The organism is Rhizobium sp. 32-5/1 (assembly GCF_029537235.1).
In the GTDB taxonomy this organism is placed as follows: domain Bacteria; phylum Pseudomonadota; class Alphaproteobacteria; order Rhizobiales; family Rhizobiaceae; genus Pararhizobium.
This window is the reverse complement of the sequence record NZ_CP120638.1, coordinates 1,445,712-1,461,703: the sequence shown is the minus strand read 5'-3', so window position 1 is coordinate 1,461,703 and position 15,992 is coordinate 1,445,712. Positions and strand designations below refer to the sequence as shown.

Here is a 15,992-nt window from a genome sequence, read left to right as displayed (position 1 = left end):
AGGAACAAAGTTCCGCACAACGCGTTGTTATTCGGCTCTGATAATCGTTTCCGAACAGAGCGAACCGGATGAGACACCAGGGGGATACGGAGTGTCGGCCAAGCAATCTCTGGAAAATTTCTCCCCTTCGGATGCCTGGTGGTCGATGGAGCGCGGTGATTCTCCGATCGTCGCCACCGCGATCCACAACGGGCATCATATCCGCAACGATCTTCGGCTCCCTATGGCGCTCTCATCTGAGGATCGGCTGCGTGAAGAGGATCCCTTCACCGAATTTACCATTCGCGACGTTCCCAATCGTGTTGTCGTTCACCGGTCCCGCTTCGAGGTCGATCTCAATCGCGCCCGCGATGCAGCGGTGTATGTCCTGCCGGAGCAGGCATGGGGGCTGAATGTTTGGAAACAGACGCCTGCCGCAGATTTGGTCGAGGCTTCGCTGGGTGTTCATGACGATTACTATGCGATGCTGGGGGCATTTCTGCGAGGAATAGAGCGAAATTTCGGCCGTTTCGTCGTGCTTGACATTCACAGCTACAATCATCGTCGCAACGGGCGCGATCAATCGCCGACCGACAGAGACGCCGCGCCGGAAATCAATATCGGCACGTCCTCGATGGACCGCGTCCGTTGGGGTGGGGTGGTCGATGCGTTCATGGAGACGTTGTCCAGCTTCGAATTCCGCGGTCGCCGCATGGATGTCCGCGAAAACATTGCCTTTCAGGGCAAGGGTGAACAGACACGGTTCATTCATGAGACCTTTCCCGAGACCGGCTGCGCAATCGCCGTCGAGTTCAAGAAATTCTTCATGGACGAATGGACGGGCATGCCTGATCCGGAAGCGCTCCAGGCACTGCGTGCCATGCTCGCATCCACCATTCCTGTGCTCGAGGACACGTTGGCGGCGATGCGATGACCCAACTCCGAAAAAAGAACTGTCGCGAGAGGCGACGGCGTCGGACTGGATGCCGGAGGTTCTGGCTTCTATCGAGACTGGAAAATCCGTACGCAAGGAGTTTGGCGAGGGTGGCCGCCTTCATATCGACAGGCCGCTTCCCTTCCTTTGCGTCTATATAGAAAGGGGCAGGGACGATGCGGTTGCCCGCAATATCGTCTCGGCCAGCGCGGTCTATCTCCTGGCTCCCGATGTCGATGTTGCCCTGCCGATTGTTGAAGCTGTGGGTGCGGCGCTTGAGAGGCGGTTCGGTGCCTTCATGTTGCTTGAGATCGGTGAACTGGCAGCCGATACGCTGCTGACTGACGATGCGCCCTATCTGCCGCCTTTCGAGGTAAAGGTGTTTCACACCGACGATGAGGCAGCGTCTGTCGCGGCCCGTACGCTGGTGCAGGCAGTGCAGGGCATCAAAGCGAAATTCCGGACACCCCGGGCCGAACTGGCGGCGATAGCACAGGCTTCGACCAGCGATGCTGCGTTTCCCGACACGCTGTTCCCCTGCATCAGCGTGCGTGTCGCGCCGATTTATCGGCTGGCGAAATCAGAAAAAATCTATCCGGATCTTCAAGAGCGCCTTGTTGCCAATATTTTCGATGCCGGATTGCAGGCTCTGGCCGCGTTCATCAAGGCGAAGGGTGCTCTGAAGCTGACGACACACCGGCAACTCGGACGAAAGGCCTTCGTCGATGCCGTCAGTCGCGCCGACCGCAGTATCGATGAAATCGCGTCGAGCTTTGATTTTCTGCTGGCCGTGACGCCGATCAACGCCGATGCTGCCTGGCAGGAATTCAAGGCTGGCGGGTTTCGAAAAGCGCCCAGATTTCTCTATCGGCCGTTGACTGTCGATATCGAGCTTGAAAAACGCAAGCTCTTCACAATCGGCTTCGATCGTTTCGAGGATCCGGTGCTGCATGCGCTTTATCGGGAGAAACAGCAGGAACTGGATCTGCAGCTCTCTCTGCTGGCCGCGCGTGAAATGCCGCGCTTCATCGAGCTGGGCAGGGCGCTCTACGGTCCCGTCGAGCCGTCGCTCCTGCAGGTGGCAACACAGATTCTGGCTGACACATCGGTTACCAAAGCAAGTCTGCAAGAGCCGGAAACGGCGGATTGTTTTGTTCTCGACATGCTGGCGCGGGCGATGATCGCGGGATACCGGAATCAATATTCCGGCTTCGAGGCGACGGTCGAGCTCCGCAGTGATCTTCCCTCCGGCCTGATGGTTTCCGGCAACCGCCTGCTTATATCCCGCAACACGCTGATGGATCGTGCGCGGGTCGGGCCGCTGCTCAGTCATGAAGTCGGCGTCCATCTTCTCACCTATTTCAATGGATCGGCGCAGGGGTTGCGGCTGTTCCGCTCCGGGCTTGCGGGTTATGAAGGCATGCAGGAGGGGCTTGCGGTGTTTGCGGAGTATCTGAGCGGCGGCATGACGGTCGAGCGCCTGCGCCTGATTGCCGCGCGGGTTGTCGGCTGTGCCATGATGCTGGAAGGGGTGCCTTTCGAGCGGACGTTTTCGCGGCTGACGGATGAGCACGGTCTTGCGCAAAGCGATGCCTTCAACCTAGTATTGCGCCTCTATCGTGGTGGCGGTCTTGCAAAGGATGCGATCTACCTTCGCGGGCTGTTGCAGTTGCTGGAGCATCTGAAAAGCGACCGCGCGCTCGACCCGTTCTGGATGGGCAAGATTTCCGCGTCGCATTTTTCGGTCATGCAGGAACTGAGTGCCCGAGGCCTTCTCAAGGCGCCAGTCGTGCGTCCGGACTTTCTCTCGCATCCGGATGCCCAGGCCCGTCTCGAGAGGAGCCGCAATGGCATTTCCCCTGTCGATATGATCGAATTATAGGAGTCACCATGCGCATCGCCTTTTTTGTCAATTCGATTGAGTTGGAAGAACCCTATTTCACGACAACCGCTCTGGCATTGGCGGCACTCGATCGTGGCCATAAGATTTGTTACCTGACGCCTGGTGACTTTGTTCTGCGCCCGGATGACAGCCTGATGGTCCGTGCGCTGACGCTCCCCGGATCGAAATACAAGAAGGCTGAGACTTTTCACGCGGTACTTCAGAGCAAGGATGCAGCGATCGAGACGATCGATGCGCGCGATATCGATGTCCTGTTTCTGCGCAGCGACCCATCGCTTGACGCCGACGACCGTCCTTGGGCTGCCCATGTCGGCGCAATCTTCGGACGTCTGGCCGCCGAACGCGGGGTGATCGTTCTCAACGATCCTGGCGGTTTGGCGATGGCCCAAAACAAGCTCTATTTCCAGGGTTTTCCCGCAGCAGTGCGGCCGACCACGCTGATTTCCAAAAGCATCGAGGAAATCCGCGCCTTCATCGGCGAACACCAGCAGGGCGTGATCCTGAAACCGCTGCAGGGGTCGGGCGGCAAGAATGTCTTCAAGATCGCGTCCCAGGATGACGCAAATCTCAACCAGATTTTCGAAGCCGTCAGCGGCGAGGGTTACCTGATCGCGCAAGCCTATCTGAGCGAGGCAAAGGCCGGCGATATCCGGCTTTTCCTGATGAATGGCAGGCCTCTGTCCCGGGACGGCACCTATGCGGCATTCCGGCGGGTTCCGGCCTCCGGCGAGGTTCGTTCCAATATGCACGCCGCCGGCACCGCCGCGGCTGTGGAAATCACGCCGGACATTCTGGCCGTCGCCGAGATGGTCCGACCCAAGCTGATTGAGGACGGGATGTTCCTCGTCGGTCTCGATATCGTTGGAGACAAAATCCTGGAGATCAACGTCTTCACGCCCGGTGGCCTTCCGGATATCGCAGCCCTTTGCGGAGTTGATTTTGCAGTCGATGTCATCGCGGCATTGGAGACCAAGGTGGCCATCCGCAAGGCCAATGGCAACAATATATCAAACAGGGCGCTGGCGACCCTGTAGGAGTGGCCTGTCCACGTGCATGGACAGGCCACGGCGGCTTCAGCTTTTACCGAACCCGCCGTCATGCCGGCCAGAAAATAACGCTGAGCAACCAGATAGAGCACCAGCAGCGGCAGCGATCCGAGCACGCTCATCGCCATCATCTCGTTCCATTCGAAGGCATGCTGCCCCATGAGAAGCTGGATGCCGATCGGCACGGTGCGCAAGTCCATCGACTTGGTCAGCGTCAGCGCGAAGAGAAACTCGTTCCAGGCGAGCAGGAAGGTATAGACCGCCGTTGCGACGATGCCGGGGATCGAGACCGGGACGATCACCCGCCACAACGCCGTCCAGCTCGAGCCGCCGTCGACGAGCACCGCCTCGTCGAGTTCCTTCGGCAGTGTATTCAGGTAGCCCGTCATCAGCAGAACGGCATAGGGCAGGGTGAAAACCATGTAGGTCAGGATGAGTGCCAGATAGGTATCGAAGATCCGGAAGGCCACGACCATGCCGAAATAGGGAATGAGAAGCGTGATGGGCGGCACGGTCTGGGTGCTGATGATGAAGATGTTCAGGGTATTCTTGAAACGGAATTGAAAACGGCTGAATCCATAGGCCGTGACGATGGCGATCAGGAGTGTGAGAACCGTCACGACGCCGGCTACGAAATAGCTGTTGATGAAGAACCGGACCTTCACGGGATCGTTGAAGATCGTCAGATAGGCCGCAATAGTGAAATCGTCCGGCAGGAGTTTAGGCGGCAGGGCGAAAATCTCCCTGTTTGATTTCAGCGAACTGAAGAACATCCAGACGATCGGGAAAGTCGCAAAGACCAGTCCCACGGCCAACCCGACATAAGTCACCACGGTTGGCAGGACAGAGTGCTTGAGGGAACGTTTTGCCATGACCGGTTACCTGCGCTGCTGGTGCTTGATGTAGAAATAGGTGACGCTCATCGAAATCACGAGAATGATGATGGCGCTCGCCGAGGCCAGCGAAAACTCGTAGCGGGAAAATGCAAGCTTGTAGGTGTAGGTGGAAAGCATTTCCGTCGAATAGATCGGGCCGCCGCCGGTGGTCATCCAGACGAGCGGGAAAACCTGCATCGTCCAGATGAAATCGAGAAGCGCGATGCTGATAATGATGGGCATCAGTTGCGGAATGGTGATGTACCAGAATTTTTCGACTTCGTTTGCGCCGTCGATGCCGGCGGCCTCGTAAAGCTCCTTCGGAATGCCCTGGAGGCCGGCCAGCAGGCTGACCATGTAGAGCGGATAGCCGGCCCAGATATTGGCGAAGGTCAGGGCGTGGATCGCCGTCTTGGTCGAGGAAAACCACTCCACCTTGAAGTCGATGATATGCAGCGCCATCAGTACGCTGTTGACGACACCGTTCGGGTCGAGCAGCAACCGCCAGATGATGGCGATAATCACGGCCGTAAACAGCCAGGGCAGGATAAAAAGAACGCGCAGGATACTGCGGATCAGCGGATCGACACGATCGGTGTTCAACAGCAGCGCAAAGGCGAGGCCGATGATGAAATGGAACACCACGCTCATGACCGTGAAGTAGAGCGTCTGGCCGACCGACTGCCAGAAGACCGGATCCGCGAACAGGGCCATATAATTCTGGAAACCGACAAAGGCGGCCCCCTTCTTCATGATGGCGCCATCCATCAGCGAATAGCGCACCACCATCAGCATCGGAAACAGCATCAGCAGGGTGAGGAGTAGGGTCGCGGGCGACACGAAGAGATAGGGCACCAGTTTCCGCAATGTCCTGTAGCGGAATTTGCGCGCCTTTGGCCGGGCGGTGGCCATTGCCGGAGCGGAACCGTTCATGGGCTTTAGACTTTCCAATCTGCCGAAGACTGCGAATGGCACCGGTAGCGCAGGAAGCGCAGCCGGTGCCTGTGAACGCGGTTGCCTAGAATTTGGCCAGCCATGCCTTCTGTGCATTCGCAGCAGCTTCCTTGGCGGTCTGGCCGCCATCGAACATCTTCTGCACTTCGACATTCATGTCGCGCATCAGTTCTTCGGCAACCGGCAGCCCGACAAACTCGTTGGCCGGATAACCGCTTTGAAAGATCTTGAAGGCTTCCGCAAAGACCGGATCGCCTGCAACAAAATCAGGCTTTGCGTTGACGTTGCCAGGGAAAGCGTTGGCGATCGAGACAAGGCGACCGTTGACTTCAGCGCTCATCAGGAATTCGACCAGTTTCCAGGCTTCTTCCTTGTGTGCGCTGCCTTCGCTGACGCCGATGCCCCACGAGGCATAGGGCATGCCGCGCTTGCCTGTGTAGCCATCCATGGCCGGCAGGGCGGAAATACCGAACTTCAGGTTCGGGTTGCGCTCGCGGATGAGGTTCACGTGCGCGAGTGAATCGACCATCATGCCGACGCGACCGTTGACGAATTCCTCGACCTTGTCCTGCTCCTTCTTTGCGAAGATGCCGGGCGAAATCACGCCGTCCTTGCCGAGCGACTGGATGTATTCGAGCGTGCCGACAACAGCTTCATTCTCGAGATCCGGTTTGCCATCCTTCATCATCGAAGCGCCGGATGCCCATACCCAGGACATGACGTCATTTTGGATGCCGCCCGGCGATTGCAGCGAAAGCGGCAAAACCCAGCCATACTGGTTTTTGGAGGCATCCGTCATCTTCTTTGCGGCGTCGGCGAATTCGCTGCGCGTGGAAGGCATCTTATCGACGCCGGCCGCCTTGGCCAGATCGAGGTTGACGAAGACAGGGTAGACGAAGGAGGCGAGCGGGAACATCACGCTTTTGCCATCTACCTTCACGATGTCGGTGATCTGGGTCCTGTCGTACTTGGCGTTGTCCATCAGTTCGTCCAGCGAGGCAATGGCACCCTGCTTGGACAGGCCGTTGACCCATGCGCCGTCGAGGCCGACCACGTCGCTGAGCGTGCCGGACGCAGCACCGACAACGATCTGGTCACGCGTCGAAGAATAGGGGCCACTGACAAGAGTGACCTTGATGCCGGGATTTTTGCCTCGAAATCGTCCATGATGCCGCGCAGGGCGCCGGCCGGCATTTCCGGCTCCCACCACTGGATGAACTCGATGGTGGTGTCGGCATAGGCCGCTGTTGTGCAAAGTGCCCATGCCGCGGCGGCCGCGCGCATTGTACTGCCGAATTGTTTGAAATTCATGTCTGCCTCCCAAGAGCTATGCGTTGATCGATCCTCCCAGATCGCCATGGAAGTAGGTTCCTGGAGGCTCTCTATGTCAACGGCGAAATGCGAGAGTGACTGAAAAGGGAGGAGAGTTTTTCTTTATTATTGCGATAAGATGATGATTTTAAATAATAATAAAAATTTGCGCGCGAAAATTTTTTGTGCCGTTCGTGTTGCTTGTGGAGCTTTTTTCTTTACTTTCGTAAACAAATGAAAGGGTTTATTGAAATCGCGTTTTCTATTACCCCGCCTGGCTGGACGACTGTGGATCGATTGAGGCGACGAGTATTGCTCCGCCGCAGTGTATGGTCGAAAAGCTGGCTTCAAGTTAGAAGGGGAAAAATGGTGCGATTCCGGTAGAGCCAATGCCTTTTGGCCTGGAACTGTTCGAAATCTCTCTTGCGTATTATGCGTGTCAGCCGATGTCCCGTAGACGCAAAATCAAATTTCGCCCTTCGCACGGCGTTCTGCGGGGCACTAAGGACTTGAATGGCAAAGAAGACTTACAAATCGATGGACGATTTCGCGGGCGCCTGTGGCGTCTCGCGCCCTACGCTTTCGAAATATTTCGACGATCCGACACAGATCAAGGAAGTGACCCGCAAGCGCATCGAGGCTGCGCTGAAGAAGTCGAGCTTCGAGCCCAATCTCTTCGCCCGCCATCTCAACCGCAAGCGCACCAAGAATATCGGCATTCTGGTGCCGACAATGTCCGACCCGTTCTACGTTCAGGTCGTCTCCCTGATAGAGTTGGAATTGCGTGCGAAGGGTTTCTGGCCGGTGCAACTGTCATCCCATACGCGGCCAGAGCTTGAGGAGGAGGCGGTTCGGACGCTGATGTCCCTGAAGGTTTCGGGTGCGATCGTGGCACCTCTTGGTCCTGGCTCGCGCCGTTCCGCTCTGGAGCGGCTGACCAATGCGATCCCTGTCGTCTGTTTCGATAGCCCGGCCACGTTCGATCTTCCCTTCGTCGGCAACGACAATTCGCAGAGTGTGGCTGCAATCGTGCAATATCTCTGCCGATCCGGCGAGCCACCCATCTTCCTTGATGTTCCGCATATGATGGCGAACACCGACGAGCGCACGGAAAGCTATCGTGCAACAATGGCTCGAGAAGGGCATTCGCCGCTCGTCCTCAGTTGCGACGCGGCGCCGTCCTGGGAGTTCGAGCGGTTGGGCTATGAACAAATGCAGCGAATTCTCGCAAAGGGCGGCCTACCGGGCAAGACGCTTCTGTGCGCAAACGACCGCTTCGCCTTCGGCGCGATGGCGGCGGCCTTTGCCTCTGGCCTTAAGATAGGCCGTGCGGACGGCTGCGACGTGCGGATCGCCGGCCATGACGACCATCCGCTTAGCCGCTATGCCTGCCCCTCATTGACGACAATGGCTCAGAATGCGCCGGAGATCGCCGCCAAGGCAGTTGAAATCCTGTTGCTTAGCATGGAGGATGATGCCGCGGATCGGGCGCCTATGGCAAACAGGGTGATCCTTGAGGCAACCCTGATTATGCGCGATTCGGCCTGACATCAGCGAGAGCCTTTCCGCGTTATCTGCCAAGCGCGGGATCCATTGAACGCCAGGCCTGCGCGATCGCGTCCAGAGCCTCCTGCGCTTCCGGTATGGTGCCGCCCATGGAGAGGAAGCCATGGATCTGCCCAGGCCAAATGCGAAGATCGGCGTGTGCTTCCGCCTGGAGACGTTCGGCGTAGGCTAGGCCCTCGTCAAACAGCACATCGTGTCCTGCAAGCACGATGAAGGCCGGCGCAACGTCCTGTAGTGTTGCTTTGCTGAGCGGTGAAGCGCGCCAGTCGGTCAGGTCTGCACCGGCCGGCAGGTAGTGGTCACGGAACCATCGCATGCCATCCGCCGTCAGACCGAAATCCTTCGCGTAGCGCCGGTAACTGTCCGATGCCTGGCTTTGATCCGTAACCGGATAAATCAAGACCTGCCCTATGATGGGTGGTGCCGTTGCGTCGCGCGCCATCAAGGCGAGGACGGCGGCAAGATTTCCTCCTGCACTGTCGCCTGCAACGAGAATGCGTTTCGTGTCGATGCCGAGCGTGCCTGCCTGTTCGCTCATCCAGTGCAGCGTCGTTGCACAATCTTCAACTGCGGCGGGGAAGGGATGTTCCGGGGCCAGCCGATAATCGGGCGATATAACCACAGCCCCGACAGCATTGGCAAGGATGCGGCAGATATCTTCGTGGCTTTCCGGGGCACCGATCACCCAGCCGCCGCCATGAAGATAGAGCAGCGAAGGCGCATCCTGGCCCGGGGTGCCGCGGCCACGCCAGATTTTCAGCCTGATGTCACCGATCCGGCGTTCCTGGATGCTGTCAACGTCTTCAAGAGGAAGTTGTTTTTGAGCGAAACCGTCCAGAAATTGCTGCTTTGCCTCTTGCGGCGAGCACTCCTCTACGGGCCTTTCCGGATCGCCTGGCCATGCCAGTGCGCGTTTCGCGGAAGGATCCAGACCGCTCATGCCAGCAGGCTCGCGGCTTCGTCTTCGCGCAGTTCCTGTGGCTGCGCGATCTTTCCTTCGACGATCTGCGCCGCGCCGGTCTCGCCCGCCCGCAGGATTGCCTCCATGATTTCAAGCACATGCAGCGCCAGCGCCCCTGAGGCCCTTGCCGGCCGTGCTTCGATGATAGAGCGGGCCAGATCGGCAAGACCGAGCATCCGGTAGTTGGCGCGATCAGGTGCTGCGACCGGCCAGTTGATGGCGCCGAACAGGTGACCCGCCGTATCCGTTTCCTGCCATGGCGCGCCGCGGTTCGAGATGGCCACGACACCGCCGAAATTGTCCGGATCGGGAAGGCGAAGCGATCCCTCGGTGCCGTGCAGTTCGATCGGGTGATTGGAGTGGCGGAACACATCCCAGGAGGCGCCGAATGTAATCGTCGTGCCGCAGTGGAATTCCAGGATGGAGAGCACGCTGGTAGGCGTACCGACCTTGAAGCTTGTATCCTTCTTTGGCCCATCTGCGGTGATGACCCGTTCTTCCTGGCCACTGGTCGCCACGGCCTGAACCCGGCGCACGGGACCGAGCAGATTGACCATCATGGTCAGGTAATAAGGTCCCATGTCCATCACCGGGCCGGCGCCCGGCTGGTAGTAGAAGCTGGGGTCGGGATGCCAGTGTTCCATGCCGCGGCCCATCATGAAGGCGGTGCCGGTGACCGGCTTGCCGATGGCGCCCGCCTCCATCTGCCGGCGCGCATGTCGACCGGCTGCACCCAGAAATGTGTCCGGTGCCGATCCGAGCGACAATCCCTTGGCGGCGGCAGTTTCGACCAGTTTGCGCCCTTCATTCGCTGTGACGCCCAGCGGCTTCTCAGTGAAGACGTGTTTGCCCGCGGAAAGCGCCTTCATCGAAATATCGAAATGGGCCGCGGGTATGGTGAGGTTCAAGACGAGGTCGATATCCTTGTCGGCCAGCAGAGAATCGACATCGGCGGCGCGAAGTCTGAACTCCGTAGCGCGGCGTTGCGCGGCGGCCATGTCGAGATCGGCACAGGCGGTAATCGCGACGCCGCGGAAGAGCGGTGCATTGCGCATGTAGGCCATGGAAATGTTTCCGCATCCCACCACGCCGATGCGAAGTGCCGTGTCATTTGTGTTTGTCATGTGATTGCCTGATCCTGCCGGATTGAAGAGGGTGGATGGAGATGCGGACTGACCGCCGCTTGAACGCAGAGAAGAAATTATATTGACGCACGGTAACATTTAATCTTACGTAGTGACAAGACACTTGGAGGCGTGTCGATCCCCTTAACTTATCGATCTATCGGCATTTGTCGCGCCCATTTGGGGCTGTGCATTCTTGGCGGCTAAGGAAGGCCGCGCCTGCCCGTGGATGCCCGACGCAACGATCAATCAGGACCAGTTATGAAGAGCACAGAATTGAAAATCGGCTGCCAGACCTTCACCTGGGAAATGCTGGGGAATGCCTGGAAAGGCGGACCGGACGACCTGCTGCGCGCGATCGCCGAGGGCGGATATTCCGGCATAGAAATTACCGATACGATGATCGGCGAGTATGCCGACAAACCCGAAGCCTTCGTCCGCTCGCTTGGCGATGCCGGCCTGACGCTGGTGTCTTTTGCCTTCGGCTCGCAAAGCGGTTTCACGTTGCCCGAGCAGATTGCGGCCGACATGGAGACGACGCGCCGTTGGGTGGATTTTGCGGCGAATTTTCCCGGCGCGCTCGTGTCGATGGGTTCGGCAACCGTCGTTTCGGATGGACCGCGTACGGACAAATTCGCGGTTGCCGCGGAGTGCTACAATCGCTCGATGGAGATCGGCAAGGCAGCCGGTGTCACCGTCGCGGTCCATCCCTCGTCCCATCACAACACCTTGCTGTTGACGCGCGCCGATTATGACGCGCTGTTTGCCCTGCTGGAGCCGCAGGTTGGCTGGGTGCCGGACACCGGCCATATCCTGCGCGGCGGCCAGACGATGGCCGATACGCTCGCGGCTTTTTACGATCGCATCCGGTACGTTCACCTGAAGGACGTCGATGCCAGCGGGACGTGGACGATGCTGGGCGAGGGCGCATGCGACGTGCCGGCTGTGATCGCCGCGGTGCGCCAAGCGCCGCTGTTTAACGGCTGGATCGTGGTGGAGGAGGAATCGGAACAGGCGGGCCTGAATCCGGCGGCTGCCGTGCGCGCAAACCACCAGGCCTTGCGCCTGATGGGGCTTTGATTGCAGCGCCCTGCCTTGTCTTTTTGCAGGGAACGCCGGTCAGGCATAGCGAACTTCCACGCCCAGTTTGTCGAGCCGGCTTCGGATGCTGTGGGGCATATTGCTGTCGGTGATAACAAGGTCGACGCGCGACAGGGAAAAGGCCTTGGAGGAGGCGCCGGTGTCCCATTTGCTGGAATCGGCCACCAGGACGACCCGACGTGCCATACGCACGAGGTTGCGTTTGGTCCGGGCGATGTCTTCGGAGACATCCACAACATCAAATGCCTGGTCGATCGCATGGGCGCTGACAAAAGCCTGATGGGCCACCAGCCCGCCAAGGACCTTGTCGGAATCGGAGACGATGGTACTGACCGTATTGGGGAAAACCCGGCCGCCAATCATGTGCACGTCGAGCCCCGGACGATACATGAGGTGCTGGGCGATGTTCATCGCCGTCGTCGCCACCACGACATTGTTGACCGGCGGCATTTGCATGGCGACCTGCAGCAAGGTCGACCCGCTGTCGAAGACGATCGACTGATTGTCGATGATTTGCCGGGCGGCCATCTGGGCGATCCGCCGCTTGGCCTCGAAATTGCGCAGCATGCGGTCTTCGAAGGCTGCAGCGGGGAATCCGCCGGGATGGCAATTGCCCCGCCATGGGTTTTGATCAGTTGTTTTTTCGCATCCATGATTTCGAGATCGGAGCGGATCGTAACTTCGGAAACCTCGAAGAACTCAGCGAGTTGTCGCGTCCGCGCCTGACCGACCCGCTGAAGTTCGAGCAAAATCTGATGCCGTCTTTGCTCTGCAAGCATGTGTGACCTCGACCGCCTGTTGCATTCAAAAAAGGTTTCGAATTTCGAAAGGATTTCCGTCGCTTCTCTTCCGAAATCTGATGAGTCATCGATTTAGCATAGAAAAAATCGTCCGCTAAGTACAAAATGAAAGAATTCGAAATATTGAAACTTGTTTTATTTACGTTAGGGTCCGGTCAACATCAGCCCAGCAAACACGAAGGAATTCTGCCATGGGTCTCGGAACCAAAATTCGCCTCTCGCGCCTCTTCTCCAATCCGTCAGGCAGATTGTTCGGCGGCGCGGTCGATCATTTCGTCGGCTACGGCAATGTGCGCGAAGGCGGCCTTGCGGACCTGCCGGGTGCCTTGCGCCGGGTGATGGCCGGCGGACCTGACTATGTTAGCATCCAGCCGGGCGCTGCGCGCCATCTGTGGGAACAATATGCCGGCAAGGCCGCACTGGTCATCCAGGCCGGTTGCTTCACCGCCGACGATCGTATCCGCCAGTTGATCGCAACGCCGGAAGATGCCGTCCGCTATGGCGCAGATGCGCTCGCGGTTGCGATCCCGGTTCGCGGCAATACGGAAGGTGAATACATCCGTTGGCTGACCGATACGGTGAATGCCGCGGCCCGTTTCGAAATGCCCGTCGTCGCCCATGTCTATCCGCGCGATTTCTCCGACGGCGGAAAGATCGTCTTCACCCCGGATGAAATCGCTTATGCCGTGCGCATCGGTTACGAGACCGGCGTCGATGTGATCAAGGTCGGTTATACCGGCGACTTCGACTCCTTCCGCGAGACGGTGGCGACCTGCCCGGTGCCTGTCGTGATCGCCGGTGGACCGAAGACCGAAACGTTGCTCGGCGCCCTGACGCAGACATCGGACGCCCTGCGCGCCGGTGCAAAGGGCGCGGTCGTCGGACGCAATCTCTGGGGTCACGGCGATACGACCAAGGCTGCACTTGCCTTCAAACTGGTCATCCACGACGACATGGCGCCGGCAGACGCCCTGGCCGCAGCAGGTCTCTGAACCATGTCGCGACCTTTCCATGTCCTGGGCTTCGGTGCGCTTGCCATCGACGACATTATCTATGTCGATCGGGTGCTGTCATCGGGCAAGGGAAAGGTCATCAAACGCGCCATGGACCACGGCGGAAACGTAGCCACCGCCTTGGTGGCCATTGCTCGCCTCGGTGGGCGCGCCGCCTTTATCGGCTGGTTGAATGACCAGCCGATAAACGATGTGGGTGGGCAGCAGCTCGAGCGCGACGGGGTGGACACATCTCTTGCGCCGCGGTCTGCCGCCTCCCTGCCGATCCGCTCGGTCATTACTGTCGATACGAACGGAGATCGCTTCATCGCCTATGACGACGACGTGCTGCATGGTACGTCCCTTGCCTTGCCCGATGCCGTGCTGATGCAGGCGCCGGTCCTGCTCATCGATGGCTATTCTGCGCATTCCGAAGCCATTGTGGCGCGCGCGCGGGGCTCGGCCTGGCCATCGTCGCTGATATCGAATGGACGGTCGGTCCTGTCACGGACAGGATCCTGACACTTGCCGACCACCTCGTGCTGCCGCTTGCCTTCGGCCAGGCCTATACGGGGAAAACTGCGCCGGAAGCCGTCCTCCATGCGCTCTGGTCGGACGAACGGTCTGCTGTTGTGCTCACGGACGGCGAAAATGGCTCTTATGTTCGGCAACGGAGCGACGCCACTCGGTGGCATTTCCCAACCTATGCGGTACGGGCGGTCGATACGACCGGTGCCGGAGACTGTTTTCACGGTGCCTATTGCCTGGCGCTGGCGCAGGGAAAGGCGCCGCTCGATTGCGTCGCCTATGCCACAGCCGCCGCGGCCATCGCCGTCACGGCGCGGGGTGGCCGCATGGGCCTTCCCGACGACAGCACGTGCCGCGACTGGATGGCTGCGGAAGGCGCTCCCGTTCCCATCCCGCTAGCCGGGTGAAGATGCAGGCCAGACGGTGTCCCAGCGGCGGCGATCCCGATCGGTCCGCCGCGATGGGTGTTTCCGTCCTGACGCGGGCCTTTCACCTGAACGCTCGTTTCGCTGCAGCCGTGGATGCATAAAATTACGCGCGTCAAAAAATAAAATCTCATACATACAGATCAATAAATCTGTATTTATAACATGATATCAATTACTTAATTTCTATACTGGCGATCCTACCTGCAATGGTGGACGTTTTTTGTATTGACTTTGTGCCGCACTCCTGAGCTTTTTAGGAGGGAGCTGGGGGCGATGAGAGGATCGCTCTCCGGTGTTTCGGAATGGCGGGGAGGAAATTGTCATGGCCGTGGTTGTTCTGGACAAAATCTGCAAGACCTACGGCAACAACTACCATGCGATCAAGGAGTTGAGCCTGACGGTAAACGACGGCGAATTCCTGATCCTGGTTGGTCCTTCCGGTTGCGGGAAATCAACCGCCTTGCGCATGATCGCCGGACTGGAAGAGATCACCAGTGGCACATTGAGCATCGGTGGGCAGGATGTCGTCGATCTTCCGCCGAAGGACCGGGATATCGCCATGGTCTTTCAGAACTATGCGTTGTATCCGCACATGACGGTTTTCGACAATATTGCGTTTTCGATGAAGCTTGCGCGCAAGAGCAAGGCCGAGCGCACAAAACGCGTCAATGAGATCGCCAAGATCCTGCAGCTTGAATCCCTGCTCGGCAGCAAGCCTGCCCAGCTCTCCGGCGGCCAGCGCCAGCGCGTCGCCATGGGCCGCGCGATGGTCCGCGAACCGGCCGCATTCCTGATGGACGAGCCGCTGTCGAACCTCGATGCGAAGCTGCGCGTGCAGATGCGGGCGGAGATTGCAAGCCTGCAGCGCCAGCTCGGTGTCACGACGATCTACGTCACCCATGACCAGACCGAAGCGCTGACGATGGGCGACCGTGTCGCCGTGCTGAAGGGCGGTGTGCTTCAGCAGGTCGATACGCCCCGGGCGCTCTACAATCGGCCGGTCAACGCCTTTGTCGCCGGCTTTATCGGTTCGCCATCGATGAACCTCTATGAAGGGCGCCTTCAGAACGGCAGCATTCAAGTGCCGGCATTCTCGATTCCCTTGCCGGCCAGCGTCTTCGAGCGTGCGCCCGGTCTTGCGGGGTTCGAGGGCAAAACCGTCGTTTTCGGAATCCGCCCCGAAGACCTCTATGACAGCCGCCTGCCGTCTGGTGCTGCATTTCCGTCCATTCCGGCGACCGTGAAAACCATTGAAGAGCTCGGATCTGAATTCATCGTGCACTTGAGCGTCGATGCCGTTCAGGTGGATTCCGGCGACCCCGACGCCGTCGAGGATCTCAAAGGCGCCGCCAATACTGTGGCAAAATTCGAGGCGACCAGCACGATCGAGACGGGCAGGCAGATCGCCCTGGCTCTAGACCCGACAAAGCTGCATTTCTTCGACCCCGATACACACTTGGCGCTTTAACGGCTTCGTCGCGCGTGGCGGT

General features: G+C 58.9%; 10 protein-coding genes and 4 pseudogenes. 8 read left to right on the top strand and 6 right to left on the bottom strand.

Features of this window, described 5'->3' with window-relative positions; translation table 11 throughout:
* Window positions 1-145 precede the first annotated feature (145 nt).
* From P6U16_RS07555 to P6U16_RS07545, 3 genes are read left to right on the top strand one after another with little or no spacing between them, the layout of a single operon-like run.
* Window positions 146-913: an N-formylglutamate amidohydrolase gene (locus tag P6U16_RS07555; protein WP_277703786.1), complete on the top strand. Its 768-nt coding sequence runs from the start codon at window positions 146-148 to the stop codon at window positions 911-913.
* A gap of 49 nt (window positions 914-962) precedes the next feature.
* Entirely contained in the window at window positions 963-2,795 is a 1,833-nt protein-coding gene (locus P6U16_RS07550; protein ID WP_277703239.1) for a flavohemoglobin expression-modulating QEGLA motif protein, read from the top strand.
* Window positions 2,796-2,803: 8 nt separating this feature from the next.
* Entirely contained in the window at window positions 2,804-3,850 is a 1,047-nt protein-coding gene (locus P6U16_RS07545) for a glutathione synthetase (RefSeq protein WP_277703238.1), read from the top strand.
* 41 nt (window positions 3,851-3,891) lie between these two features.
* On the opposite strand, the pseudogene P6U16_RS07540 reads toward P6U16_RS07545, so the two are convergent.
* From P6U16_RS07540 to P6U16_RS07530, 3 genes and pseudogenes are all read right to left on the bottom strand, one after another.
* A pseudogene (locus tag P6U16_RS07540) lies at window positions 3,892-4,734 on the bottom strand (carbohydrate ABC transporter permease); the annotation flags it as partial.
* A 6-nt stretch (window positions 4,735-4,740) separates the two neighbouring features.
* Window positions 4,741-5,670: a sugar ABC transporter permease gene (locus P6U16_RS07535; RefSeq protein ID WP_277703237.1), complete on the bottom strand. Its 930-nt coding sequence runs from the start codon at window positions 5,668-5,670 to the stop codon at window positions 4,741-4,743.
* An 85-nt stretch (window positions 5,671-5,755) separates the two neighbouring features.
* A pseudogene (locus P6U16_RS07530) lies at window positions 5,756-7,002 on the bottom strand (sugar ABC transporter substrate-binding protein).
* Between the two features lie 513 nt (window positions 7,003-7,515).
* Between P6U16_RS07530 and P6U16_RS07525 the strand changes: the two are divergent.
* The gene (locus P6U16_RS07525) at window positions 7,516-8,550 is read left to right on the top strand and encodes a LacI family DNA-binding transcriptional regulator (RefSeq protein ID WP_277703236.1); all 1,035 of its coding nucleotides are present in this window, start codon (window positions 7,516-7,518) and stop codon (window positions 8,548-8,550) included.
* Window positions 8,551-8,572: 22 nt separating this feature from the next.
* On the opposite strand, the gene P6U16_RS07520 is transcribed toward P6U16_RS07525, so the two are convergent.
* Both P6U16_RS07520 and P6U16_RS07515 read right to left on the bottom strand, forming a co-directional pair.
* Entirely contained in the window at window positions 8,573-9,508 is a 936-nt protein-coding gene (locus P6U16_RS07520) for an alpha/beta hydrolase (protein ID WP_277703235.1), read from the bottom strand.
* Entirely contained in the window at window positions 9,505-10,653 is a 1,149-nt protein-coding gene (locus P6U16_RS07515) for a Gfo/Idh/MocA family oxidoreductase (protein ID WP_277703234.1), read from the bottom strand. Before P6U16_RS07515 ends, P6U16_RS07520 begins: the two co-directional genes overlap by 4 nt.
* Before the next feature lie 261 nt (window positions 10,654-10,914).
* Between P6U16_RS07515 and P6U16_RS07510 the strand changes: the two genes are divergently transcribed.
* A complete protein-coding gene (locus tag P6U16_RS07510) occupies window positions 10,915-11,733 on the top strand; it encodes a sugar phosphate isomerase/epimerase (RefSeq protein WP_277703233.1) in 819 nt (272 codons plus the stop codon).
* 39 nt (window positions 11,734-11,772) lie between these two features.
* On the opposite strand, the pseudogene P6U16_RS07505 reads toward P6U16_RS07510, so the two are convergent.
* Window positions 11,773-12,533, bottom strand: a pseudogene (locus P6U16_RS07505) (DeoR/GlpR family DNA-binding transcription regulator).
* 212 nt (window positions 12,534-12,745) lie between these two features.
* On the opposite strand from P6U16_RS07505, the gene P6U16_RS07500 reads away from it, so the two are divergent.
* From P6U16_RS07500 to ugpC, 3 genes and pseudogenes are all read left to right on the top strand, one after another.
* On the top strand, window positions 12,746-13,546 hold the full coding sequence (locus P6U16_RS07500; protein WP_277703232.1) for a class I fructose-bisphosphate aldolase: 801 nt from the start codon (window positions 12,746-12,748) through the stop codon (window positions 13,544-13,546).
* A gap of 3 nt (window positions 13,547-13,549) precedes the next feature.
* A pseudogene (locus P6U16_RS07495) lies at window positions 13,550-14,481 on the top strand (PfkB family carbohydrate kinase).
* A gap of 343 nt (window positions 14,482-14,824) precedes the next feature.
* Complete coding sequence (gene ugpC, locus P6U16_RS07490) at window positions 14,825-15,970, top strand: sn-glycerol-3-phosphate ABC transporter ATP-binding protein UgpC (protein ID WP_277703231.1); 1,146 nt, start codon at window positions 14,825-14,827, stop codon at window positions 15,968-15,970.
* Window positions 15,971-15,992: the final 22 nt, after the last annotated feature.

What these genes read in the sequence shown, in the direction of transcription:
- P6U16_RS07555 (WP_277703786.1), top strand. Translation starts at nt 146, where the DNA reads ATGGAGCGCGGTGATTCTCCGATCGTCGCCACCGCGATCCACAACGGG.
- P6U16_RS07550 (WP_277703239.1), top strand. Translation starts at nt 963, where the DNA reads ATGCCGGAGGTTCTGGCTTCTATCGAGACTGGAAAATCCGTACGCAAG.
- P6U16_RS07545 (WP_277703238.1), top strand. Translation starts at nt 2,804, where the DNA reads ATGCGCATCGCCTTTTTTGTCAATTCGATTGAGTTGGAAGAACCCTAT.
- P6U16_RS07535 (WP_277703237.1), bottom strand. Translation starts at nt 5,670, where the DNA reads ATGAACGGTTCCGCTCCGGCAATGGCCACCGCCCGGCCAAAGGCGCGC.
- P6U16_RS07525 (WP_277703236.1), top strand. Translation starts at nt 7,516, where the DNA reads ATGGCAAAGAAGACTTACAAATCGATGGACGATTTCGCGGGCGCCTGT.
- P6U16_RS07520 (WP_277703235.1), bottom strand. Translation starts at nt 9,508, where the DNA reads ATGAGCGGTCTGGATCCTTCCGCGAAACGCGCACTGGCATGGCCAGGC.
- P6U16_RS07515 (WP_277703234.1), bottom strand. Translation starts at nt 10,653, where the DNA reads ATGACAAACACAAATGACACGGCACTTCGCATCGGCGTGGTGGGATGC.
- P6U16_RS07510 (WP_277703233.1), top strand. Translation starts at nt 10,915, where the DNA reads ATGAAGAGCACAGAATTGAAAATCGGCTGCCAGACCTTCACCTGGGAA.
- P6U16_RS07500 (WP_277703232.1), top strand. Translation starts at nt 12,746, where the DNA reads ATGGGTCTCGGAACCAAAATTCGCCTCTCGCGCCTCTTCTCCAATCCG.
- ugpC (WP_277703231.1), top strand. Translation starts at nt 14,825, where the DNA reads ATGGCCGTGGTTGTTCTGGACAAAATCTGCAAGACCTACGGCAACAAC.